Source organism: Micromonospora sp. NPDC049102, assembly GCF_043197485.1.
In the GTDB taxonomy this organism is placed as follows: domain Bacteria; phylum Actinomycetota; class Actinomycetes; order Mycobacteriales; family Micromonosporaceae; genus Micromonospora.
In genome coordinates this window covers 56067-77986 of the sequence record NZ_JBICTE010000014.1, presented here as the reverse complement: position 1 = coordinate 77986, position 21920 = coordinate 56067, and the positions used below count along the sequence as shown (strand labels likewise).

At 72.7% G+C, this 21920-nt stretch carries 21 protein-coding genes, 3 tRNA genes and 1 pseudogene; 18 read left to right on the top strand and 7 right to left on the bottom strand.

Annotation, left to right across the window (positions count from 1 at the left end; all coding sequences use genetic code 11):
* Positions 1–40: 40 nt before the first annotated feature.
* Positions 41–571, bottom strand: coding sequence for a carboxymuconolactone decarboxylase family protein (locus ACGFH9_RS16310; RefSeq protein WP_393219589.1), 531 nt, complete (start codon positions 569–571; stop codon positions 41–43).
* A 291-nt stretch (positions 572–862) separates the two neighbouring features.
* Here ACGFH9_RS16310 and cimA point away from each other — a divergent pair, with 291 nt between their 5' ends.
* The gene (cimA, locus tag ACGFH9_RS16305) at positions 863–2446 is read left to right on the top strand and encodes a citramalate synthase (protein ID WP_393219586.1); all 1584 of its coding nucleotides are present in this window, start codon (positions 863–865) and stop codon (positions 2444–2446) included.
* A gap of 91 nt (positions 2447–2537) precedes the next feature.
* On the opposite strand, the gene ACGFH9_RS16300 is transcribed toward cimA, so the two are convergent.
* Positions 2538–3533: an endonuclease/exonuclease/phosphatase family protein gene (locus ACGFH9_RS16300; protein WP_393219583.1), complete on the bottom strand. Its 996-nt coding sequence runs from the start codon at positions 3531–3533 to the stop codon at positions 2538–2540.
* Between the two features lie 294 nt (positions 3534–3827).
* On the opposite strand from ACGFH9_RS16300, the gene ACGFH9_RS16295 reads away from it, so the two are divergent.
* From ACGFH9_RS16295 to ACGFH9_RS16255, 9 genes and pseudogenes are all read left to right on the top strand, one after another.
* Positions 3828–4340 carry a hypothetical protein gene (locus ACGFH9_RS16295; RefSeq protein ID WP_393219580.1) on the top strand — a complete coding sequence of 171 codons (513 nt, stop codon included), beginning with the start codon at positions 3828–3830 and terminating at the stop codon, positions 4338–4340.
* A gap of 279 nt (positions 4341–4619) precedes the next feature.
* A complete protein-coding gene (locus tag ACGFH9_RS16290) occupies positions 4620–5669 on the top strand; it encodes an AAA family ATPase (RefSeq protein WP_393219578.1) in 1050 nt (349 codons plus the stop codon).
* Complete coding sequence (locus ACGFH9_RS16285) at positions 5666–6697, top strand: DUF58 domain-containing protein (RefSeq protein ID WP_393219576.1); 1032 nt, start codon at positions 5666–5668, stop codon at positions 6695–6697. The genes ACGFH9_RS16290 and ACGFH9_RS16285 overlap by 4 nt, the downstream gene beginning before the upstream one ends.
* Positions 6694–7653: a VWA domain-containing protein gene (locus ACGFH9_RS16280; RefSeq protein ID WP_393219573.1), complete on the top strand. Its 960-nt coding sequence runs from the start codon at positions 6694–6696 to the stop codon at positions 7651–7653. The genes ACGFH9_RS16285 and ACGFH9_RS16280 overlap by 4 nt, the downstream gene beginning before the upstream one ends.
* Positions 7654–7685: 32 nt before the next feature.
* Positions 7686–8546 carry a S1C family serine protease gene (locus ACGFH9_RS16275; protein ID WP_393219570.1) on the top strand — a complete coding sequence of 287 codons (861 nt, stop codon included), beginning with the start codon at positions 7686–7688 and terminating at the stop codon, positions 8544–8546.
* Positions 8547–8644: 98 nt separating this feature from the next.
* Positions 8645–8941, top strand: coding sequence for a hypothetical protein (locus tag ACGFH9_RS16270; protein WP_393219567.1), 297 nt, complete (start codon positions 8645–8647; stop codon positions 8939–8941).
* Between the two features lie 34 nt (positions 8942–8975).
* Positions 8976–9401: an alternative ribosome rescue aminoacyl-tRNA hydrolase ArfB gene (gene arfB / locus ACGFH9_RS16265; protein ID WP_354858732.1), complete on the top strand. Its 426-nt coding sequence runs from the start codon at positions 8976–8978 to the stop codon at positions 9399–9401.
* 66 nt (positions 9402–9467) lie between these two features.
* A pseudogene (locus ACGFH9_RS16260) lies at positions 9468–9584 on the top strand (XRE family transcriptional regulator); the annotation flags it as partial.
* Positions 9575–9772 (top strand): DUF397 domain-containing protein, encoded by a 198-nt coding sequence (locus tag ACGFH9_RS16255; protein WP_393219564.1) that lies wholly within the window; start codon positions 9575–9577, stop codon positions 9770–9772. The pseudogene ACGFH9_RS16260 and the gene ACGFH9_RS16255, both read left to right, overlap by 10 nt.
* 130 nt (positions 9773–9902) lie before the next feature.
* Here ACGFH9_RS16255 and ACGFH9_RS16250 read toward each other — a convergent pair whose 3' ends face one another.
* Together ACGFH9_RS16250 and ACGFH9_RS16245 are read right to left on the bottom strand one after the other, a co-directional pair.
* Positions 9903–10766: a 3-methyladenine DNA glycosylase gene (locus ACGFH9_RS16250; RefSeq protein ID WP_393219561.1), complete on the bottom strand. Its 864-nt coding sequence runs from the start codon at positions 10764–10766 to the stop codon at positions 9903–9905.
* A gap of 34 nt (positions 10767–10800) precedes the next feature.
* On the bottom strand, positions 10801–12291 hold the full coding sequence (locus tag ACGFH9_RS16245; protein WP_393219559.1) for a hypothetical protein: 1491 nt from the start codon (positions 12289–12291) through the stop codon (positions 10801–10803).
* Positions 12292–12466: 175 nt separating this feature from the next.
* On the opposite strand from ACGFH9_RS16245, the gene ACGFH9_RS16240 reads away from it, so the two are divergent.
* The 4 genes from ACGFH9_RS16240 to ACGFH9_RS16225 all read left to right on the top strand — a co-directional run bounded on the left by ACGFH9_RS16240 (position 12467) and on the right by ACGFH9_RS16225 (position 14008).
* On the top strand, positions 12467–13270 hold the full coding sequence (locus tag ACGFH9_RS16240; protein ID WP_234591312.1) for a fumarylacetoacetate hydrolase family protein: 804 nt from the start codon (positions 12467–12469) through the stop codon (positions 13268–13270).
* Between the two features lie 108 nt (positions 13271–13378).
* Positions 13379–13450 (top strand) — tRNA-Gln (locus tag ACGFH9_RS16235).
* Between the two features lie 136 nt (positions 13451–13586).
* Positions 13587–13659: transfer RNA gene (locus ACGFH9_RS16230), tRNA-Glu, on the top strand.
* 276 nt (positions 13660–13935) lie between these two features.
* A tRNA-Glu gene (locus tag ACGFH9_RS16225) sits at positions 13936–14008 on the top strand.
* Positions 14009–14213: 205 nt separating this feature from the next.
* On the opposite strand, the gene ACGFH9_RS16220 is transcribed toward ACGFH9_RS16225, so the two are convergent.
* On the bottom strand, positions 14214–14900 hold the full coding sequence (locus tag ACGFH9_RS16220; protein ID WP_091671614.1) for an IclR family transcriptional regulator: 687 nt from the start codon (positions 14898–14900) through the stop codon (positions 14214–14216).
* A 49-nt stretch (positions 14901–14949) separates the two neighbouring features.
* Here ACGFH9_RS16220 and leuC point away from each other — a divergent pair, with 49 nt between their 5' ends.
* The 4 genes from leuC to ACGFH9_RS16200 all read left to right on the top strand — a co-directional run bounded on the left by leuC (position 14950) and on the right by ACGFH9_RS16200 (position 19435).
* Positions 14950–16395, top strand: coding sequence for a 3-isopropylmalate dehydratase large subunit (gene leuC, locus ACGFH9_RS16215; RefSeq protein ID WP_355232980.1), 1446 nt, complete (start codon positions 14950–14952; stop codon positions 16393–16395).
* Between the two features lie 14 nt (positions 16396–16409).
* Positions 16410–16997, top strand: a complete 588-nt coding sequence (gene leuD, locus ACGFH9_RS16210; protein ID WP_393219555.1) for a 3-isopropylmalate dehydratase small subunit — start codon at positions 16410–16412, stop codon at positions 16995–16997.
* A 172-nt stretch (positions 16998–17169) separates the two neighbouring features.
* On the top strand, positions 17170–17844 hold the full coding sequence (locus ACGFH9_RS16205; RefSeq protein WP_393219553.1) for an HU family DNA-binding protein: 675 nt from the start codon (positions 17170–17172) through the stop codon (positions 17842–17844).
* A gap of 112 nt (positions 17845–17956) precedes the next feature.
* Positions 17957–19435, top strand: coding sequence for an endonuclease/exonuclease/phosphatase family protein (locus ACGFH9_RS16200; RefSeq protein WP_393219550.1), 1479 nt, complete (start codon positions 17957–17959; stop codon positions 19433–19435).
* 91 nt (positions 19436–19526) lie between these two features.
* Here ACGFH9_RS16200 and ACGFH9_RS16195 read toward each other — a convergent pair whose 3' ends face one another.
* Together ACGFH9_RS16195 and ACGFH9_RS16190 are read right to left on the bottom strand one after the other, a co-directional pair.
* Complete coding sequence (locus ACGFH9_RS16195) at positions 19527–20405, bottom strand: NUDIX domain-containing protein (RefSeq protein ID WP_393219548.1); 879 nt, start codon at positions 20403–20405, stop codon at positions 19527–19529.
* Positions 20393–21913 carry a CHAD domain-containing protein gene (locus ACGFH9_RS16190; RefSeq protein ID WP_393219545.1) on the bottom strand — a complete coding sequence of 507 codons (1521 nt, stop codon included), beginning with the start codon at positions 21911–21913 and terminating at the stop codon, positions 20393–20395. Before ACGFH9_RS16190 ends, ACGFH9_RS16195 begins: the two co-directional genes overlap by 13 nt.
* Between the last annotated feature and the right edge of the window lie 7 nt (positions 21914–21920).

Genomic DNA, 21920 nt, shown 5'->3' with positions numbered 1-21920 from the left:
CGGAAACGGCGACGGGGTGGCGTGCCCCGGCGGCCGGGCGTCAGGCCAGAGCTGCCTCGGCGTCCAGCGTGACCGCCGTCGCGTGCACGACGGCGGAGATCCGCAGCGCCTCCTGTACCTGTTCGCGGGTGACGCCACGGCGACGCAGTGCCTTCTCCTGGGTCTGGAGGCAGACCTCGCAGCCGCTGATCGCCGAGACGCCGAGGCACCACAGCTTGAAGTCGCTCTTGTCCACGCCCGGACGGGCGATGATCTGCATGCGGAGCCGGGCCGGCATCGAGGCGTACGCGGCGTCGCCGACGAGGTGGGTCGCCCGGTAGTAGATGTTGGTCATCGCCATGACGGCCGCCGCGCCCTTGGCCGCCTCGACGCCGTCCGGGCCGAGGTGGTTGAGCGCCTCGGCGGCGATCTCACGCAGTACCAGCGGATTACGGGCGGCCACCGCAGAGGCCAGGGCCGTGCCCCACGTCTGCGCCCGGGTCAGCGTCGAGTCGCCGATGGTGGCGTCGAGGTTGCGGGCGATGTCCTCGGCGTACGCGGGCAGGGCCGCCCGGATGGTGTCCAGTCCCACGGGTCAGCCCTCGACCTCGGCGGGCGGGGCGTCGGCGTCGAGCGACACGGTGAGCACGGGTCCTCCTTGCGGGCGGGTGGTCTTCCGGCGGGTCAGGCGTCGCGACACCGCTCGTACCGTCCCGCGATGTGGATAGTTTCTCCCAAGAGCCGGGGCGAGTGGCAGAGTAACGATTGTGACTAGCACCGCCCTGATTATTGCGACCTAGCGCGCCGGCTCTCCCCTCTGCCGAGCGCGCAGACCTCCCGCATCCCGCGGGAGGTCTTTTTGTTGCTCCGAGAAAGGATCCTGATGACGTTCCAGGTCTTCGACACGACATTGCGCGACGGCGCCCAGCGCGAGGGGCTCACCTACTCGGTGGTCGACAAGCTGGCGGTTGCCCGGCTGCTCGACGAGTTCGGCGTCGGCTTCATCGAGGGGGGCTGGCCGGGCGCGGTGCCCAAGGACACCGAGTTCTTCCGTCGCGCCCGCACCGAACTGACGCTGCGTCACGCCGTGCTCGTGGCGTTCGGTGCCACCCGCAAGGCCGGTGTCGCGGTCACCGACGACCCCCAGGTGCGCGGCCTGTTGGACGCGCAGACCCCGGCCGTCGCGCTGGTCGCCAAGGCCGACATCCGCCACGTCGAACGCGCGTTGCGCACCACCGGCGCGGAGAACCTGGCGATGATCCACGACACCGTCAGCCACCTGGTCTCCGAGGGCCGCCGGGTCTTCGTCGACGGCGAGCACTTCTTCGACGGCTACCGCCACGATCCGGCGTACGGCGCCGCCGTGGTGCAGACCGCGCTCGCCGCGGGCGCCGAGCGGATGGTCCTCTGCGACACCAACGGCGGCATGCTGCCGTCCCAGGTGACCGCCGCGATCCACGACCTGACCGAGCGCCTCGGCGTCGACCCCGCGCTGTTCGGCATGCACGCGCAGAACGACACCGCGTGCGCCGTGGCCAACACGATCGCCGCCGTCGAGGCCGGTGTCCGCCACGTGCAGGGCACCGCCAACGGGTACGGCGAACGGCCCGGCAACGCCGACATCTTCGCCGTCGTCGCCAACCTCCAACTCAAGCTCGGCATGCCGGTCCTACCGGAGGGCTGCCTCGAGCAGATGGTGCGGGTCTCGCACGCCATCGCCGAGATCGCCAACATCGCCCCCGACACCCACCAGGCGTACGCCGGGGCCGCCGCCTTCGCCCACAAGGCCGGGCTGCACGCGAGCGCGATCAAGGTCGACCCGTTGCTCTACAACCACGTGGACCCGTCGGTGGTGGGCAACGACATGCGGATCCTGGTGACCGAGATGGCCGGCCGGGCCAGCGTCGAGCTCAAGAGCCGCGAGCTCGGCCTGGACCTGGCCGACCGTCCGGAGGCGCTGACCCGGGTCACCAAGCGGGTCAAGGAGTTGGAGGCTGGTGGCTGGTCCTTCGAGGCCGCCGACGCCTCGTTCGAGCTGCTCGTCCGCTCCGAACTCCCCGAGGGCGGCCCGGCGCGGCCGTTCACCCTGGAGTCGTACCGGGTGCTGGTCGAGCACCGCGAGGACGGTTCCGTGGTCTCCGAGGCGACCGTGAAGATCCGGGTACGCGGTGAGCGGATCATCGCCACGGCCGAGGGCAACGGCCCGGTGAACGCGCTGGACGAGGCGCTGCGGGTGGGGCTGGCCCGGCACTATCCGCAGCTGCGCGAGTTCGAGCTGGCCGACTACAAGGTGCGCATCCTGGAGGGCAGCCACGGCACCGGCGCGGTGACACGGGTGTTGCTGGAGACCGCCAACGGCGCCGGCCGGGACTGGACCACTGTGGGCGTGCACCCCAACGTGGTCGAGGCGAGCTGGCACGCCCTGGTGGACGCCCTGACCTACGGCCTGGCCCCCGCCACGGTCTGATCCCCACCCACCCCCGCGATCTTGCACTTTGTGTCAACGTCACGCGGCCTTTGTCCGTCATGTGGCGACACAAAGTGCAAGATCGACGGGGTCAGGGGGTGGGGAGCCTCAGGGTGGTCAGGACGGGGCGGTGGTCGGATTTGGGGAGAGGCAGCACCGTGACCTCTTGGACAGCTATGCGGCGGTCGACAAGCACGTGGTCGATCGTGACCGGGGGTATGAGGTCGCCGTCGTACGGGCCCCACGTGCCGGTCAGTCCCTTCCCGGTCGCGTCCGCGGCGTCGACGTAACCGGTGCGCAGCAGCGCCCGCAGCGGCCCGTGGTCCAGGGTGGAGTTGAAATCGCCGGCGAGGATCCGCAGGCCACCGTTCGGGGTGGCCGGCGGTTGGGCGGCCAGGTCGGTGCGCCACGCGTCGACCTGGTCCAACGCGTACGGCGCCGAGGGGTGGGCCGACTCGACGCGGACCGGTGGCCCGCCGGGGACCGCCAGGGTGCCGTACGCCTGGCTGAATCCCCAGCCGCCGCGGTTGTTGCGGACACCGACGTCGCTGATCGGCCAGCGCGAGTAGAGCCCGGAGCCGGGCGTCCCGACCTGTGCGTTGAGCTGCCGGTTGGGTAGCAGTCGATCGAGCCCGAGCCGGTCCAGCGCGGCCTGCGCGTCGGGGGTGAACTCCTGCACGGTGAGCACGTCGACCCGGTGCCGGCGGACCAGGTCCACGAGCGTCGCCGCATCGGCGGAGCCGGCGAGCAGGTTCGCGGTGAGCAGCCGGATCGTCGGCCCCGCCACCGTCGGCTGCGGCGCGGCCAGCGCCCGGGGAGCGACCACGCCGAGCAGCGCCACCGCGGCCAGGGACGCGACCGCCGCCGGCCACCGACGCCGCAGCGCGACGCTGAGCCCGAGGGCCAGCACGCTCCACCCGGCGACGTACGGGGTGAACGCGAGCGCCTGCACCAGTGGTCCCCGGTCCAGCCCGGTGAGGCGTACGGCGGCCCAGACGGCCGTGGGCCCGACGGCCACCCAGCAGAGCAGTGTGCCGATAAGCGTCCGGCGGCGGGTCGGCGTGGACGGGCCGCCGGTGACGATCATGTCGGTCAGCCTAGCGGTCCCGCTTCCGAGCAATTATGTGAATGGTCTCGCGTTCACTTCTCACGATTAACTGACGGTTTGATGACAGGCCGATAATGCGAGATCAACTATTGACCTGCGGCTTTTTACGGTGCTACGTTCCATCTGGTTGAAACGACGCAACTCTGAGTAGTAACAGCAGCTCAGAGCGGGTGTAAATCACCGGAGAATCAACCGTAATTGCCATTGTTGGCAGTTATCCGTCCCGCCCCGCGGGTCGGCCGAATTCGCACGGTCACACAAGGGGGACCTGTCATGAGTACATCCTTCCGACGTAAGGCGGCGGCGATCACGTTCGCCGTCGCGGCGCTCACCCTCGCGGGTGGGGGCATCGCCGTCGCCCAGCCGTCGGCGAAGGCGCCGCAGGCGTCCGTCCAGCCGGCGGCGGCGCGCAGCACGGACAGCCAGCCGCCCGTCACGGCCGAGTCGGCCCGCAAGGCGAAGGCCGCGCTGAAGTCGGGCAACGCCACCACCCTGGCGGCCACCACCGTCTTCACAGTCGTCAACTCCAACGGCACCAAGGCCCGGGGCACGGGCACCGTGCTCAAGTACGGCCCCGGCCAGTACGAGGTGCAGTTCGGCTACACCGTCTCGGCCGGCGCCTTCCTGGCGACGATCTCGCGGTCCGACGCCTGCTGCATCCCGCCGGCCGGCGAGGTCTCGGTCGCCCCGCGGCTGAGCACCCCGAACGCGGTGTTCGTCCAGACCCGCAACTCGGCCGGTACGCCGACCGACCTGGGCTTCACGCTGCTCACCCACACACCCTGACCGAACCGACCGGCCGGCCCCCGCGCATCCTGTGCGGGGGCCGGATCGTGCGTGGACTCCACCCGTCCGGCTCCCCGGGCGATCGGGATGACCCGCACCCGCCTCGCTGACCGACCCGCGTCGTGCCGTCGGGCCGGCCCGGGGCGATTTCGCCCTCCGCGACCGGCTCGCGTCGCTCGTCACCCTTTCGCGCGGCCCGTGCCCGTTGCGGGTGCTCCGGGCCGGTCCGGGCCGCACAATCCGACGTTTGTCGGGGCCTCGGCACGGGAAGCAAGCACCGTGACGGACATCTCGGACACCCTGGCCAGCATGCCCACCTCGGTCGATCCCGAGCCGACCGGCGTCGAGCTGGAACAGACCCTCTTCGAGGTCAAACGCGTGATCGTCGGGCAGGATCGGCTCGTCGAGCGCCTGCTCACCGCACTGATCGCCAACGGGCACTGCCTCCTGGAGGGCGTGCCCGGGGTGGCCAAGACCCTGGCGGCGCAGACCCTCGCCACCGTCGTCGGCGGCACCTTCTCCCGGATCCAGTTCACGCCGGACCTGGTCCCCTCCGACATCGTGGGCACCCGGATCTACCGCGCGTCGAAGGAGACCTTCGACATCGAGCTGGGCCCGATCATGGCCAACCTGGTGCTGGCCGACGAGATCAACCGGGCACCGGCCAAGGTCCAGTCGGCGTTGCTCGAGGCGATGGCGGAACGGCAGGTCTCCATCGGCGGGCGCAGCTGGCCGGTACCCACGCCGTTCCTGGTGCTGGCCACCCAGAACCCGATCGAGTCCGAGGGGGTCTACCAACTCCCCGAGGCGCAGCGCGACCGATTCCTCATGAAGGTGGTCGTCGACTACCCCAGCGACGCCGACGAGCTGGCGATCCTCTACCGCATGAGCAGCGACCGGCCCCGCGCGCGGCAGGTGCTCGACCCGCAACGGCTGCAGGAGTTGCAGGCCTCCGCCGAGCGGATATTCGTCCACCACGCCCTGGCCGAGTACGTGGTCCGGCTGATCCTCGCCACCCGCGACCCGGGCCGGTTCGGCCTGGCGGACATCGCGCCGCTGCTCGCGTACGGCGCCAGTCCCCGGGCCACGCTGGGCCTGGTCGCCGCCGCCCGGGCGCAGGCGCTGCTGCGCGGACGGGAGTACGTGCTGCCCGAAGACGTCCGGGAGTTGGCGGTGGACGTGCTGTCCCACCGGTTGGTGCTGTCGTTCGACGCCGTGGCCGACGGGGTCTCGGCGGAGAGCATCGTCCGGCGGCTCGTGGAGGCGGTGCCCCCGCCCCGGCTGGCCGCCGGGCACCCGCAGCAGACGCCCGACCTGGCGGCGGCATGAGACGCGCCAGCCGTACGACGGCGGGCACGTCGCCCGACCCGGGCCTGGCCGAGCTGACTCCCGATCAGCGGCTGCGCCGACTCGAACTGACCGTCACCCGGCGACTCGACGGTCTGCTGCACGGCCAGTACCGCGGCCTGCTGCCCGGGCCGGGCAGCGAACCCGCCGGCAGCAAGGAGTACCGGCCGGGGGAGGACGAGGTTCGCCGGATGGACTGGGCGGTGACGGCCCGGACCGCTGTGCCGCACGTCCGCCAGGTCGACGCCGATCGGGAACTGACGACCTGGCTGCTCGTGGATTCCAGCGCCAGCATGGAGTTCGGCACCGCGGAGCTGGACAAGCGGGAGTTGGCGGTGACCGCGGTGGCGGCGGTCGGTTTCCTGACCGGCGGCGTCGGCAATCGGTTGGGCGCCCAGGTGCTAGGTGCCGACGGGGTACGACGCTTTCCGGCCCGCAGCGGGCGTACCCATCTGCTCGGTCTGCTGCGGACGTTGCTGACGGCCCCGCGTGCGACCGCGCCCACCGGTCGGCCGGGGCGGCGGTCGACGGCGCCCCCACCGGCGCCGGAGCTGGCGGACGGGCTCGACGCCCTGCACCGGGTGGCCCGCCAGCGCGGCCTCGTCGTGGTGGTCTCCGACTTCCTCGACGGTCTGCCGGACGACCCGAATGAGCCGCCGCCCTGGGAGCGGACGCTGCGCCGGCTGTCCGCACGTCACCAGGTGCTGGCGATCGAGGTGACCGACCCACGCGAGCTGGAACTCCCCGACGTCGGCCTGATCACGCTCGTCGACCCGGAGACCGGCCGTCGCCGCGAGGTGTGCACATCGGACCGCCGACTGCGGGAGCGCTACGCCGCGGCTGCCACCGCCCAGCGTGACCAGGTCCGGCAGTCGTTGCGCCGGAGCGCGGCGGCACACCTGGCCCTGCGTACCGACCGCGATGCCAGCGCGGACATCGTCCGTCACGTGCACGCCCAACGGCGGATGGCCGCCGCGCCAGCCGGGGCCGCCCGGGGAGGTGCCGCGTGAGCTGGGAGTCCCCACTGCGGCTGTGGCTGCTGGTCGCCGTGCTCGCGCTGGTCGTCGCGTACCTGGTGATGCAGCGGGGACGTGCGCGGTACGCCGTCCGCTTCACCAACCTGCGGCTGCTCGACCGGGTGGCGCCCGAACGTCCCGCCTGGCGACGGCACGTACCCGCCGGGCTGTTCCTGGCCATGCTGGCGTTGCTGGTGGTCGGCTTCGCCCGGCCCTCCGCCGAGGTCCGGGTCCCCCGCGAGCGCGCCACCGTGATGGTGGCCGTCGACGTGTCCACGTCGATGCTCGCCACCGATGTCGAGCCGGACCGGCTCGCGGCGGCGAAGCAGGCGGCCCGACGGTTCGTCGACGGCCTGCCGGACGAGTTCAACGTGGGGCTCGTCGCGTTCGCTGGCAGCGCCGCCGTCCTCGTGCCGCCCGGCACCGACCGGGACGCCCTGGACGAGGGCATCGGCCGCCTCGCCGAGGGGGTGACCGGTGTGCAGGGCACCGCCATCGGCGAGGCCATCAACACCTCGCTCGGCGCGGTCAAGAGCCTGGACAGCGAGGCCGCGAAGGAGCCACCGCCGGCCCGGATCATCCTGCTCTCCGACGGGGCCAACACGTCGGGGATGGACCCGATGGAAGCGGCGGCGGAGGCGGTCGCGGCGAAGGTGCCGGTGCACGCGATCTCCTTCGGTACGCCGTCGGGGTTCGTGGACCGGGGCGGACGGCCGATCCAGGTGCCGGTCGACGGGCAGACGCTCCGGGCCGTCGCCGACGAGACCGGCGGGATGTTCCACGAGGCCAGCACCATCGACGAGCTGCGCGCCGTCTACGACGACATCGGCAGCTCGGTCGGCTACCGCACCGAACGCCAGGACGTCTCGGCGCGGTTCATCGGCCTCGGGCTGGTGTTCGCTATGGGCGCCGCCGCCGGCTCGATGCGCTGGTTCTCCCGACTGCCCTGACCCGCAGCAGACGTCGACCGTGAGGAGTACGCATGGCAGTGCAGACCGGACTGGGCGAACCGCGCGGTCCCTGGTTCATCTCACCGGACCTCGATCCGGACGGGCGAGGGTGGTGGGACGCTCCCGGCTCGGGGCGGAACCCCGGCGGGCGGCGCTCCGGCCGGCTGCTCGCCGCCCTGGCGGTCGTGGCGGTCTCGGCTGTCTCGGGCGCACTGGCCGGTGGGGTGGTGGCCAGCCGGGACGGCGGTGCCGGGCCGGCGGCGGCATCCGCCGCGCCGGTGCCGGCGGAGTTGGTCACCGCCGCCGAGCGGACCGTGCCCGGCGTGGTGTCGGTGCTCGCCGGCGGCGCGAACGGCGCGTCCGCGACGGGCTCGGGCTTCGCCATCGACGACCAGCAGCACCTCGTCACCAACGACCACATCCTGGCCAAGGGCGGTGGGGGACCGGTGACCGTGGAACTGCCCGACGGCCGGCGGTACGAAGCCGAGGTGGTCGGTCGGGAGGCGCGCAGTGACCTGGCGGTGCTGAAGGTGCCACCGTCGGCCGGGCTCGCCCCGCTGCCGCTGGCCAAGCCGGGTGCCACCCGGGTCGGTGAGCCGGTGCTGGCGGTGGGTTCACCGCTGGGTCTGTCCGGGACGGTCACCGCGGGCATCGTCAGCGCTCTGGACCGCCAGGTGCGGCTGGGCAACAACCGGCACCGCGCGGTGCAGACCGACGCGTCCATCAACCCCGGCAACTCGGGCGGGCCGTTGGTCAACGCCCGGGGCGAGGTGGTTGGAGTGAACACGGCCATCGCCACCATCGACGGGAACGGCTCGATCGGAATCGGCTTCGCCATCCCGATCGAGCAGGTGCAGCGGACCGCCGACACGATCATCGGCAAGGGCGGCTGACCTGCCCGAACGGCCCTGCGGCCGCCGCCAGTGTCGGATATCCGGCCCGATGTCATCGGACCATGGAAATATGACGCTCGGTATGGATACTGACTCGGGTGGAGCGTCCTCTTCTCACGGTCCTCCTGCTGGTGGGCCTGGTCATCGGATGGGCGGTGGGGTCGGCGTACGCCCGGGCACGACGCGGGTGGACCGACTACCGGACCGCGAAGAACTCGGTGCCCGGCGCTCGCCGCGGCGCGTGGTTGCTGATCCGCGGGGTCGCCGTGAAGGCCGCGGTGGTCGGGTTGCTGCTGTTCGGCGCCGTGGCGTACGCCGCGGTCGGTTCGGACGACGAGGCCGCCGGCCCGGCCCCCACCTCGTCCACGACGCAGAGTGAGCCTTCGCGCCGGTGACCCGGCACGACCGGCGGCGGGCTAGCCTCGGGGCGTGGACGACGGACTGCGGGTGACCGACCGGTGGGTCGTCCCCGCCGGGGAACTGCGGGAGCGTTTCTCCCGCTCGTCCGGCCCCGGTGGGCAGGGAGTGAACACGGCGGACTCCCGGGTCGAGCTGAGCTACGACCTGGCCAACTCCCCGGCCGTACCCGAGTCGCTGCGGGCGCGGGCGTTGGCGCGTCTCGCCAACCGCCTGGTCGACGGTGTGCTGACGATCGCGGCCAGCGAGCACCGGGCGCAGCTCGCCAACCGGGAGGCGGCACGCGAGCGGATGCTCGCGCTGCTGCGCGAGGCTGCCGCCCCGCCCCCGCCGCCGCGTCGCGCGACCAGGCCGTCCCGGGGTGCGAAGGAGCGCCGATTGGCCGAGAAGAAGCGCCAGTCGCAGCGCAAGCGCGACCGCCGCGTCGACGGCGAGTAGCGCACCGAATGTCACGTCGACGGATCAGCACGAGCCGGTCGGCGGTTCGCCAGGTGCTCAGGGCGAAGTGGCGCGGGCGAGATTGCTACGCTTCAAAAGACGTGGGAAGCCATCCTCCGCGACGCGCTCCCCCGCAGACCTTCTTTAGACCTGCTCAAGGCGACGGCCAAGACATGGACATGACCCACGCCCGTTGGCGTGAGTCGACGAAGTCCGGCACGAACGGCGGCAACTGCGTGGAGGTCGCCGACACTCTGCCCGGCGTCGTTGGCGTCCGGGATTCGAAGGACCAGGCAGGCCCGACGTTGTCCTTCAGCCCGGCAGCGTGGCGGGCGTTCGTCGACATGGCGAAGACCCACGACGCGGCCTGACCGGCACTACACACAGGCCCCCGGTTCGCGCCGGGGGCCGTCGCATTTACCAGGTCAGGGATGCTCGCGGGGAACCCGCGCTGACAACACCCCCGCGCGTACGTCCGGTGCGGCGCCGACATCGGCCAGCCTAGGGGACCGCCGCGAGCAGACGGTCGCGGAGCACTGCCGCGCGGTCGGCGAACCCGCGTTGCGCCGTGACGTACTCGGCCCGACCCTCCGGCGTCTCCACCCGCACCGGCGGACAACCGAGCGCCGCCAGGTCGTACGGGCTGGCCCGCATGTCCAGCGTGCGGATGTCGCGGGCCAGCTCGAAACAGTCCGCCACCAGCTCGGACGGCACCAGCGGCGACAGCTTGTACGCCCACTTGTAGAGGTCCATGTTGGCGTGTAGGCAGCCCGGCTGCTCGTTCACGTGCTGCGTCTCGCGGGTCGGGTTGAGCAGGTTCAGCGGCCGGGCGGAGGGGGTGAAGAAGCGGTACGCGTCGAAGTGGCTGCACCGCACACCGCGCTCCTCGACGACCTCGGCGGTCCGCTCCGGGGCCAGCCGCAGCGGCCAGGCGTTGTGGCGTAACTCCTCGCGGGTTTGCCGGTACACCATCGCCCACTCGTGCATCCCGAAGCAGCCGAAGTGCGGCGCTCGGCCCGCCGTGGCCCCCAGCAGCGAACGGATCCACGCGATCGACTCGCCGCGTCTGACGCGTACTCCCTCGGTGTCGAGGGTGGCCCCGACGGACGTGGCGCGGTAGTCCCGACCGAATTCGGTCGGATCCGCGTCGCGCAGCTCGACCCCCGCGCCGGGGTGCCAGCGGCGGAGCTGCGCCGGCCGGTGCGAGTAGTAGGTGAACAGGAAGTCTTCCACCGGATGCCGCTCACCACGACGTCGGCGGGCCAGGTGCGGCGTCAGCCAGACGTCCAACCGCTCCTCGTGGGCCCGGCGGCGGGCCTGCCAGGTCGCCACGTCGAGCACGGCGGGGGCGAGGGCGGCGGTCACGGACCCCAGGGTACGACCGCCGCCCGCTCGCCGGTCAGGGCATCTGCACCCGGACGCCGGCGGAGAACACCCCGCTGCGCAGCTCCAGCTGCCGGGGCGGGTCCTGCCCGTCCACGGTGAAGACCAGCGGGAGCACCACCCGACTGCCCGCGGCCACCGGGTTGGCGAAGACGTCCCGGCCCAGGTTGGCCGCCCGGGTGGCCGGCTCGTCCGTGCTCACCCACCGGTTGCCGGGCAGGTAGGCCCGTTGCAACTGGCCGTGCCAGGGCTGCTGGGCGCCGGTGAGGTTGCGCACACCCACGGTGGCCTGACAGCTGCGCGCACCCGGCGGCGGCGCGCTGGCCCCCTGGGCGGTGGCCGCGCTCCCCGCCGCGCCGCACGTCATCCGGTAGACGGTGAACTCGAACGCGGACTCCCGCAGCGGCATGCCCATCGGGCCGGAAACCCCGGTGCCCCGCCACGCGCCGCTGGTCGGCTGTTTCTGGGTGTCGATCGACGAGACCTGTCGGGTCGCCGTCCAACCGGCCGTGCCGACCACACCCGCCAGGACCACCACCGCCGCGCCGACCAGCAGCCAGCCCGGCGGCGTACGCCGACGTCGGCTCGGGCTCGGCGTCGCCGGGCGCGGGTAGATCGTTCCGCGGCCACCGTCCGTTGCCCCGTCGGCGAGGGCGGCGGCGGTCACCCGTCGTCCTCGTCCGCGTCGTCGACGCCACACCCAGGCCACGACGGCGCTGATCAGCAGCAGAATCCCCAGGCCGGCCAGCAGCACCGGGTACCGCCGCCACGGCGGCGCCTCGGTGACCTCGGCCGCCGGAGCGGCGCCCGCCGCCTGCCAGGTGGCGGTGGCGCAGTCGTACGGCCGGGTGCCGTCACTGGTGAACGCGCAGGCCGGCGCGGTCAGCGGCTGGCCCGGCGCGGTCGCGGTCAGGGCCGTGCCCAGCGTCGTGCTGCTGTGTGCGGGCAACCGCAACCGCCACGTCACCTCGGCCCTGGACCCGCCGGAGCGACTGGACTGGCCGCCCGCGCTGATCGCGGTCGCCGACGAGCCGGACGGCAGCTCCTGACGCACGGTGGTGTCGACGGGCGAGTTGCCCACGTTGCGGACGTGGATCCGGTAGCGCGGTGCCGGACTGCTCTCCGGCGCGACCGCCACCGTGACCGGAGGCGGGGGCGCCGGAGCGGGTGCCCGTGAGGGTGGTGCCACCGCCGGTGGCGCCGAGGGCGGGGTCGGTTCCGCGCTGGTCGCCCGTGCGGCCACCGCCACCGCCATCGCCGGTCCGACCGCCGTCGGCCCGGTCGTGGGTAGCGGCGCGGCTCTGGGCGGTGGCGCGGCTCTGGCCGGTGGCGCGGCCGGTGGCGCGGCTCTGGCCGGTGGCGCGGCCGGTGGCGTCGTGACGGCCGCTGGTCGTGGCGCGGCCGCCGCCTCCGGGGCCGCCGCGGGCAGGGCCGGCACGGCGGCGAGGATGCCGAGACAGTGTACGAACACTGCGAGGGCTCTGTGGTGTCGTGTCGATGCAGGCATACGAACGAACCTCCGGAGCCGACGCTAGGGCCGTCCGGCCTCCGTGCGGGTACGAAGCGCGGAATCCCGCCCCGGCCACCCGGAAGAGGGGTAGGGTGCCGCCGCCGCTGACGGGTTGCGCACACCGGCCCGCCGTTGGGGCCGGTGGACGCCTCGGCGGGGCTAGATTGGCCGGGTGCGTATCGCTCGTTTCGCTCATGCCAAGGGAATGTCGTTCGGTGCCGTCGAGGGCGAACCGGAGGCCGGGCCGCAGGGCCTGACCATCGCCGAGATCGAGGGTCACCCGTTCGGCCAGCTCTCCTTCAGTGGGGCCCGCTGGGCCCTCTCCGACGTACGACTGCTCTCGCCGATCCTGCCGAGCAAGGTGGTGTGTGTGGGCCGCAACTACGCGGACCACGCCGCCGAACTCGGCAACGAGGTGCCCAAGGAGCCGTTGCTCTTCCTCAAGCCGTCCACCTCGGTGATCGGCCCCCGCGACGCCATCCGGCTGCCGATCTTCTCCAAGCAGGTCGAGCACGAGGCCGAGCTGGCCGTCGTGATCGGCGCGCCGGGCGCCCGCCGGGCCGACCGGGCCGCCGCCGAACGCGCCATCTTCGGCTACACCTGCGCCAACGACGTGACCGCCCGGGACCTGCAACGCTCGGACGGGCAGTGGACCAGGGCCAAGGGCTTCGACTCGTTCTGCCCGATCGGCCCCTGGATCACCACCGGCCTCGACGTCTCCGACCTGGAGATCCGGTGTGAGGTGGGTCGCAACCCCGACGAGATGGAGGTACGTCAGCTCGGCCGGACGAAGGACATGGTCTTCGACGTTGCCGGCCTCGTGTCGTACATCTCGCACGTGATGACGCTGCTGCCCGGAGACGTGGTGCTCACCGGCACCCCGGCGGGGGTTAGCCCGCTCGTCGAGGGGGATACGGTCACCGTGCGGATCGAGGGCATCGGCGAGCTCAGCAACCCGGTGGTCCCCGTCGCCTGATCGGTTCGATGCCCCTGTTTCCGCAGCTCAAGGGCGGTTCGGGGGGATCGGATTTGGCCTGCTGGCACCGGGAGGGTAATGTTCACTCCCGGCGCCGCAAGGGGCCAATGGGGTATGGGGTAATTGGCAGCCCGACTGATTCTGGTTCAGTTAGTCTAGGTTCGAGTCCTGGTACCCCAGCGCAGCTGGGATTCGCGAGAATCCCGGACGCTGGATTCTGACGGAGATCGGCTCCGTCCCTGCGGGGGCGGAGAGTGGTCTCCGGTGGAGTGCAGCTCCTCCGCCCGACGAGGGTGGGGGAGCGAAAAGTTGTTCTGGCCCCGTCGTCTAGCGGCCCAGGACGCCGCCCTCTCAAGGCGGTAGCGCCGGTTCGAATCCGGTCGGGGCTACATCGTGCACAGCCCGTCTCACTGCGGTGAGGCGGGCTGTTTCGTGTCCGCCGCCTGGCTTGCTGCGGCCTGGCTTGCTGCGGCCTGGCTTGATCGACTCGGCTTGCATGGGACCGTGGTGTCCTGAGCCGGCTGATGGGCCGAGTTCACGGAACCCGAGTCGATCTTGGCCACTCTCACCCACGGCTGTTGCCCGTACCCGGTTCTCGCCTTCGCGCACGGTGCCGCTAGACTACAAGCCGCACCGCTCGCAAGGGTGGTGAACAGGAAAGTTCTGGCCCCGTCGTCTAGCGGCCCAGGACGCCGCCCTCTCAAGGCGGTAGCGCCGGTTCGAATCCGGTCGGGGCTACAACCAAAGGCTCACCTCGCCCCGCGAGGTGAGCCTTCTCCATATCCCCACCCAGCCCTCGGGTCCGGCCCTCGCCCGGCCCGCCCCGTTGATCATGAAGCTATTGCCACCCGCGTCGGCGTGTCGGGACAACAACTTCATGATCAACGGGGGGTGGGGGGGGTAGGGGGGTAGGGGGGGTAGGGGGGGTAGGGGGTAGGGGGGGTTAGAGGCCGGAGAGGCGTTGGCCGGCTCTCACGACGGCCATGGCGTGGCGTTCGCCGGGGCGGCGGCCGAGGCGTTCGATGGGGCCGGAGATGCTGATCGAGGCGATCACGCGGCCGGTGCGGTCGCGGATCGGGGCGGAGACGCTCGCCACACCCGCCTCCCGCTCGGCGACGCTCTGTGCCCAGCCTCGGCGGCGCACCTCGGCCAGGGTGCGGCCGGTGAACTTGCTGCGGGGCAGCAGCGGCATCACCGCCTCCGGCGGCTCCCACGCGAGCAGGATCTGGGCCGCCGAACCGGCGGTCATCGGCAGCACCGAGCCCACCGGGACGGTGTCCCGCAGGCCGCTGGCCCGCTCGGCGGCGGCCACGCAGATCCGCTCGTCGGCGCGGCGCAGATAGAGCTGGGCGCTCTCACCGGTGGCGTCGCGTAGCGCGGCGAGCAGGGGCTCGGCGGCGGTCAGCAGGACGTCCGGTGCGGCGTTGGCCAGCTCACCGAGCCGAGGCCCGGGGCGCCAACGGCCCTGTGTGTCCCGGACCAGCATCCGGTGGATCTCCAGGGCCTGCGCCAGCCGGTGCGCGGTGGCCCGGGGCAGCTTGGTGCGTTCAACGAGTTCGGCCAGGCTGGCGCCGTCGACACAGGCGGCCAGGATGACCACCGCCTTGTCGAGAACGCCGACACCGCTCATACTGTGTCCCACAAGCCGAAACTTACCTCCCAGAATTTAGGATGTCCAGATGGTGGGAGTCACTCCTGAGCCGAGGACCCTGGCCGAGAAGGTCTGGGACGCGCACGTCGTACGGTCCGCCGCTGGTGAGCCGGATCTGCTCTTCATCGACCTGCACCTGCTGCACGAGGTGACCAGCCCGCAGGCGTTCGACGGGCTCCGGCTCGCCGGGCGCCGGGTGCGTCGCACCGACCTGACCCTCGCGACCGAGGACCACAACACCCCGACCGGGTACGACGATCCGGCGTTCCGCCTCCGCCGCGGTGACCTGCTCACCATCGCGGACCCGACGTCGCGTACGCAGATCGAGACGCTGCGCCGCAACTGCGCCGAGTTCGGGGTACGGCTGCACCCGCTCGGCGACGACAACCAGGGCATCGTGCACGTCATCGGCCCGCAGCTCGGCGTCACCCAGCCGGGCATGACGATCGTCTGCGGCGACTCGCACACCGCCACCCACGGCGCGTTCGGCGCGCTCGCCTTCGGCATCGGCACCAGCGAGGTGGAGCACGTGCTGGCCACCCAGACGCTGCCGCAGAGCCGACCGAAGACGATGGCCGTGAACGTCACCGGCCAGCTCGCGCCGGGTGTCACCGCGAAGGACCTGGTGCTCGCGCTGATCGCCCAGGTGGGCACCGGCGGCGGCCGCGGGCACATCGTGGAGTACCGCGGCGAGGCGATCCGCAACCTCTCCATGGAGGGGCGGATGACGATCGCCAACATGTCCATCGAGTGGGGCGCCAAGGCCGGCATGATCGCGCCGGACGAGACGACCTTCGCGTACCTCAAGGGTCGGCCGAACGCGCCGCAGGGCGCCGACTGGGACGCGGCGCTGAACTGGTGGCGGACGCTGCCCACCGACGAGGGCGCCCGCTTCGACGCCGAGGTGACGCTGGACGCCAGCCGGATCACGCCGTTCGTCACCTGGGGCACCAACCCGGGGCAGGGCGCGCCACTGAGCGCGCCGGTGCCCGACCCGGAGGAGTTCGTCACCGACGCGGAGCGCGCCGCCGCCCGCCGGGCCCTGGAGTACATGGATCTGCGCCCCGGCACGCCGCTGCGGGAGTTGCCCATCGACGTGGTCTTCGTGGGTTCCTGCACCAACGGCCGCCTGGAGGATCTGCGGGCCGCCGCCGACGTGCTGCGCGGTCACCGGGTCGCCGACGGGGTGCGGATGCTCGTGGTGCCCGGCTCCGCCGCGGTGCGGGAGGCCGCCGAAGCCGAGGGGCTGGACAAGGTCTTCGCCGACGCGGGCGCGGAATGGCGGTTCGCCGGCTGCTCGATGTGCCTGGGCATGAACCCCGACACGCTCAAGCCGGGCGAGCGCTCCGCCTCCACCTCCAACCGCAACTTCGAGGGCCGGCAGGGCCGGGGCGGACGTACCCATCTGGTGTCCCCGCCGGTCGCCGCCGCCACCGCCGTGGTCGGCCGGCTGGCCGCCCCCGCCGACCTGTAGAAGGGACCGACGAGATGGACAAGTTCACCACCCACACCGGTACGGCCGTGCCACTGCGTCGGTCCAACGTGGACACCGATCAGATCATCCCGGCCGTGTACCTCAAGAGGGTGACCCGCACCGGTTTCGCCGACGGACTGTTCAACGCGTGGCGGGAAGATCCGTCATTCGTGCTCAACGATGAATCCTATTCCGGGGCGTCGATCCTCATCGCCGGACCGGAGTTCGGCACCGGATCATCGCGGGAGCACGCCGTCTGGGCGCTGCGGGACTGGGGCTTCCGTGCGGTGGTGGCCCCGCGCTTCGGTGACATCTTCCGCGGCAACGCGCTCAAGGAGGGCCTGCTGCCGGTCGAGTTGGAATTGAAAGCCGTCGAGGAGTTGTGGGATCTCGTCGAGGCCGAACCGACGACACCGGTGACCGTCGACCTGACCGCCCGACAGCTCCGGGCAGGGGATGCGACCTGGTCGTTCCCGCTGGACGACTTCAGCCGCTGGCGGCTGTTGGAGGGCCTGGACGACATTGGACTCACCCTCCGACACGCCGCTGACATCGACTCCTACGAGGCGACCCGACAGCCGTTCCTGCCCTCGGTGGCATAGCCGTACGCCCACCCCCACATCGGATTTCGCCCCCACCGGTCCAACCGGTGGGGGCGAATCCGTTACGACACAAGGGCTTTTTTCCGCCGAATGTTTGTGTCCAGGCACTACAGGGCATACGGTGCGCGCAGAATGGCTCGCGTCGAGTCAGTTGCACAATCGGGAGGAAGTCGTGAACAAGGCCGAGCTCATCGAGGCGCTCGCCGTTCGCCTGGGGGACCGGAAGACGGCGACGGCCGCGCTCGACGCGGTCCTCACTGAGGTCCAGGCGGCGGTCACCAAGGGCGAGAAGGTGGCGATCACCGGATTCGGAGCATTCGAAAAGCGTGTGCGTGGCGCACGAACAGCGCGCAACCCGCGTACCGGCGAGGCGGTGAAGGTCAAGAAGACATCCGTCCCGACCTTCCGTCCCGGCGCCGGGTTCAAGGAGATGGTGGCCAGCGGCAAGGTGCCGAAGGCCACGGTGGCGGCGAAGAAGACCGCGACCACCACGGCCAAGGCGACCGGCACCAAGGCCGCCGCCACCAAGGCAACGGCCAAGACGGCCGGCACCAAGGCCACCGCCACCAAGGCGGCGAGCAAGAAGACCGCCCCGGCCAAGGCGAGCAAGACCACCACCGCCACCAAGACGGCGGCCAGCAAGAAGACCGCCCCGGCCAAGGCGAGCAAGACCACCACGGCGACCAAGACGGTCGCCAGCAAGAAGACCGCCCCGGCGAAGAAGAGCGTCGCGGCCAAGTCCGCCACGGCGAAGAAGACCACCGCGGCGGCGACGAGCAAGAGCACGGCGGCGAAGAAGGCGCCTGCGAAGAAGGCTCCGGCCAAGAAGGCGGCCAGCAAGCGCTGACCGACGGCCAGCCAAGGGGCGTCCACCCGCGTGGTGGGCGCCCCTTGCGCGTGCCGGGACCGTTGACCGGGTCGGGTCGTACGCGCAGAATCGCCGTGCCGGTTCCCCCTTCGTGCCGGCCCTGGTCCGCCGGGTCGGTGCCCGCCCGGTGACCGTCGTCTCGGCCGTCGCGCTGGCCGTGGCCCGTCTCGCACTCACCGCGACTCCCGGCGGTCGTCCCCAGCTCTGGTTGGCCACCGCGGGTCTGCTGGCCGGGCTGGTGTGGCTGGTCGGCGTCGCCGCCGGCACCGACCGCCCGGTGCCCGGGTTGGCGCTCGGGCTGGCGGTCAACGCCGTCGGTCACGCGCTACTGGACACCTACGACCTCGTCTGGCGTGGCGGCTGGGTGGCGTGGCTGCTGAGCAGCGTCGCGGTGGCGCTGTTCCTGCTCGACGCGGCCCTGCCCGCCGCGCCGCCCGGCCGCGCCGGCGCCCGATCGTGGCTGCTGTTCGGGCCGACGCTGTTGCTGTCCGGCATGGTGGCCCTCGCTCCGGCGCTGGCGCAGGCCGGGATGTCGTACCTGGAAGCGGGTGGGTCTGTCGCCCGTTCACCGCTCTTCGGTCTGGCGCCGGTGCCGGTGGCGGTCGGCGGATTCCTGCTGGCCGCGCTGACGGGTCCGAACCGTCGGTGGGCCCGACCGCTCGGGCCGGCGGCCCTGCTGGCGGGCGCGGTGCTCTTCGCCCTCGACAGTGGCGACCTGCTGGTCGTGGCCATGCTGCTCAGCGCCGTCGGCCTCGGCGCGTGCCTCGCCGTCACCGACGACGTCGCCGGGCCCGAGACCGCCGCCACGGACGGACCCGACCGGAACCCTGCCCAGGAGGCCGACGACGGCCGGCGGGCGGTGGCCCGCCGGGGCTACGCCGTGGCCGGCGGCATGCTCGTCTTCGTGCTCGGCTCGGTCGGTTACTACTCCGCCTACGACCTCGGCTACCCCAACGCCGCCGTACCGGTGGTGGTGGCCGGGGTGGTCGCCGCCGTGGCCCTGGCGGCCCGTCCCACCCACCTCCGGCTCCCCGGACCGTTGGCGCCACTGCCGGCCACGGCTGTGGTGACCGTGCTGGCCCTGCTCGTGTGGGGTGACGCGGTGCTCAGCCGTTGGCCGGTCACCGAGCCGAAGTCCCTGCCGTTGCCGGCAGTCGGGGCGCCCACCGGCGCGCAGGCCCTCGCCGTGACACTCGACCTCGGCGACGGCGTACGTGCCGCAGTGGTGAGCACCCACCTGCAACCACCGCCCGGGCGCGGGCCGGTGGTCCAGGCCCGCGCGGTCGCCGACTTCGCCACGGGGTACGCGGCGGGACGGCCACTCGTCGTGGCCGGTGACCTGAACACCGAGCCGGGTGACGAGGCGTTCGGGCAGTTCACGGCGGCGGGCCTGGTGGACGCGTTGGCGGGTTCCCGACCGCTGGCGACGAGCCCCGCCGACGACCCCCGGGAGCAGATCGACCACGTCTTCGTCTCACCCGGACTGACGGCGACGGACCCGGTCGCGCCGCGCGGCGAGGCCAGCGATCACCTGCCGGTGGCGGTGACCGTCGCGCTGCCGCCGCGCTGACGCACCCGGCGTCAGCGGAACCTGACCCCGGTGATCCTGCGCCGCCCAACGCCCCGGTGTGGCGGTCGGGGCGTCACAGGCGGTCGGCGCGTCACAGGCGGTCGGTGGCGAGCAGTCTGTCGCCGCCGAAGGCGAGCAGCCAGCCGCCGCCCTTCGGGGTGGTGAAGTCCTCGTCGGCGCGGCCGGTCAGCCGCTCCAACGCGCCGGGCAGCACCTTGCCCTGGCTGCACACCGCCACCTGCCCGCCGGCGCAGCCCAGCTCCAGCAGCTGGGCGGCGGTGGCCAGCACCCGCTCGTCGCGCTGCTGGCCGGGCTGCGGCTCGTCCAGGTCGCCGCAGACCTCGATGGGCAGGTCGAGCAGTGCGGCGGCAGGGTCCAGCGTCTGCACGCACCGGCGCGCCGAGGCCGACAGCAGCCGGGCCGGCCGGACCACGGCGATCAGCGGGGCCAGCGCGTACGCCTGGGCCCACCCCTCGTCGTCGAGCGGACGGGCGGTGTCCGGCCCGGTCCAGGTGGCCCGTTTGCCGGCGTGCCCGTGCCGCACCAGCGCGACAGTCGCGGTCACCGGTGGCACGGTGGCGAACGCGGCCAGCACCTCGACGTCGTGCGGGTAGCTGACGAGTCGGATCGCGTCGTCGACGGTCAGCCACCGGATGTCGTCGACCTCGGTGCCCGGCTGGAAGCCGCCCTCGGCGACGGCGAGCATCGACCAGTAGTCGACCAGCTTGGCCTGGCCCTCGCTGCGGTAGCGCACCGACGGCAGCCGCACCTGCGGTACGCCCCGCACGTCGGCCTCCTCGGCCACCTCGCGGACCGCCGCGACGAGCGGGTGCTCGCCCGGTTCCAACTTGCCCTTGGGTAGCGTCCAGTCCCCGTAGCGCGGGCGGTGCACGACGCAGACCCGTACGCCGTCGTCGGTCGGCCGCCAGCAGACCCCGCCGGCGGCCCGGATGCCCGTCACGGCAGCCATCTGGTCTGCCGTCGCCGGGTTGCCCGGTGCCACGCGTCCGGGAACCGGGCCCGCATCCGGTGGACCGTGTCGCGTTCCCGCTCGGCCAGCCGTCCGGCGGTGACCGCCACTTCGTGGTCGTCCGGCCGCTCGGCGGCGAGTAAGAGCCAGGTCTCGGCGGCCACCGCGGCGTCCTGGTGCTCACCGAGCACGTCCTGCACCCGGGCCAGCGTGCGGGCCAGCCGGCGGGCGTCCCTGCCGACCGCGGGGAGTACGGCGGTGACCGCGTACCGGGCCTGCTTGCCCTCCTTGCGGACGGCGTGCCAGCGGTCGTCGGGCGCGAGGGGGTCGAGACCGTCGACGCCGTCCGGGCCGGTGAGCTGCCGCCACGGGCGGGCCACCAGCTTCGGTAGCGTCCGGGCCGCCGGGGTGGCCGCCCGCCGGGTGAGCCGGGGCGCGCGGGCGGCCAGCACCAGCGCGTCCACCAGGGCCAGGTAGCGCGGCGAGCGCAGCGCCTCGTCGATGGCGGCGAGCGCCCGTCGCTGCCGCTGCGCGAGCGCGTCGTCGAGCCGGCCGACCGCGTCCATGTCGAGCGGGCTGAGCGGGTCGGCGGTCGCGGTGCGTCGCAGCCGGTCGCGCAGCACCTCGGCGTCGCGCGCCTCGCCGAGCACCCTGGCCAGCCAGCGCAGCTCGTCGCGCAGGGGACGGGCCCAATTCCGTCGTACCAGCGGCCGGAAGGTCCGCAGGTCGCTCCGCAGCCGTCGGCAGGCCACCCGCATCTGGTGTACGGGGCTGTCGCCGCCCTCGGTCGAGCCGCGCAGCCGGACGAGCGGGTCGTGCGTCAGCAGGCGGCGTACCTCCTTGCGAACCGCCTCGGTGACCACCGCGCCGGCGCTCGGGTCGTCGGCCAGCCCGCCCGGTGGGACCAGGTCGGGTTCGGCCCGCGCGGCCGCCCCCAACGCCCGTACGTGCTTCGGGGTGAACGCGCCGGCCCGCGCCCCGGCGTCGCGCAGCACCTCGCCGACACGGCCCAGCAGGTCGCGGTCGCCGGCCTTCAGCTCGGCCTCGACCTCGCGGAACGCGCCCGTGGTGGCACCGGCGTCGTCCAGGACGCGCACCCGGTCGTCCACCACCTCGGCGAGCACCGTGCCGTCCTCGGCGCACACCTCGTGGGCGTGCCGGACGGTACGCACCACCGCGACCGGTGCCAGCGGCGCACCCCGGTGCAGCGCGGTGACCAGCTCGACCAGCTCCGGCGGTGGCTGCCCGGCCGGTCCGGGGCGGGAGATCTCGTGCCGGACGCCGGGTGTGCCGGTGGGCAGCTTCACCGTCCACGGCAGCTCGTCACCGTCGCGGTGGCGCAGGGCCGCCCCGGCCCGGGCCAGCCGCAGGTCGACAGTGTCGAGATGGCGGGCGACGAGCGTCAGGGGCGGCAGCGCCCGGACCCGTCCACCGGTCGGTGCGCTGGCGGACAGGTCGGGCAGCACGAAGGTGTCGTCCACCTCGTACTTCTGCTCCTCCTCCAGCATCAGCTCA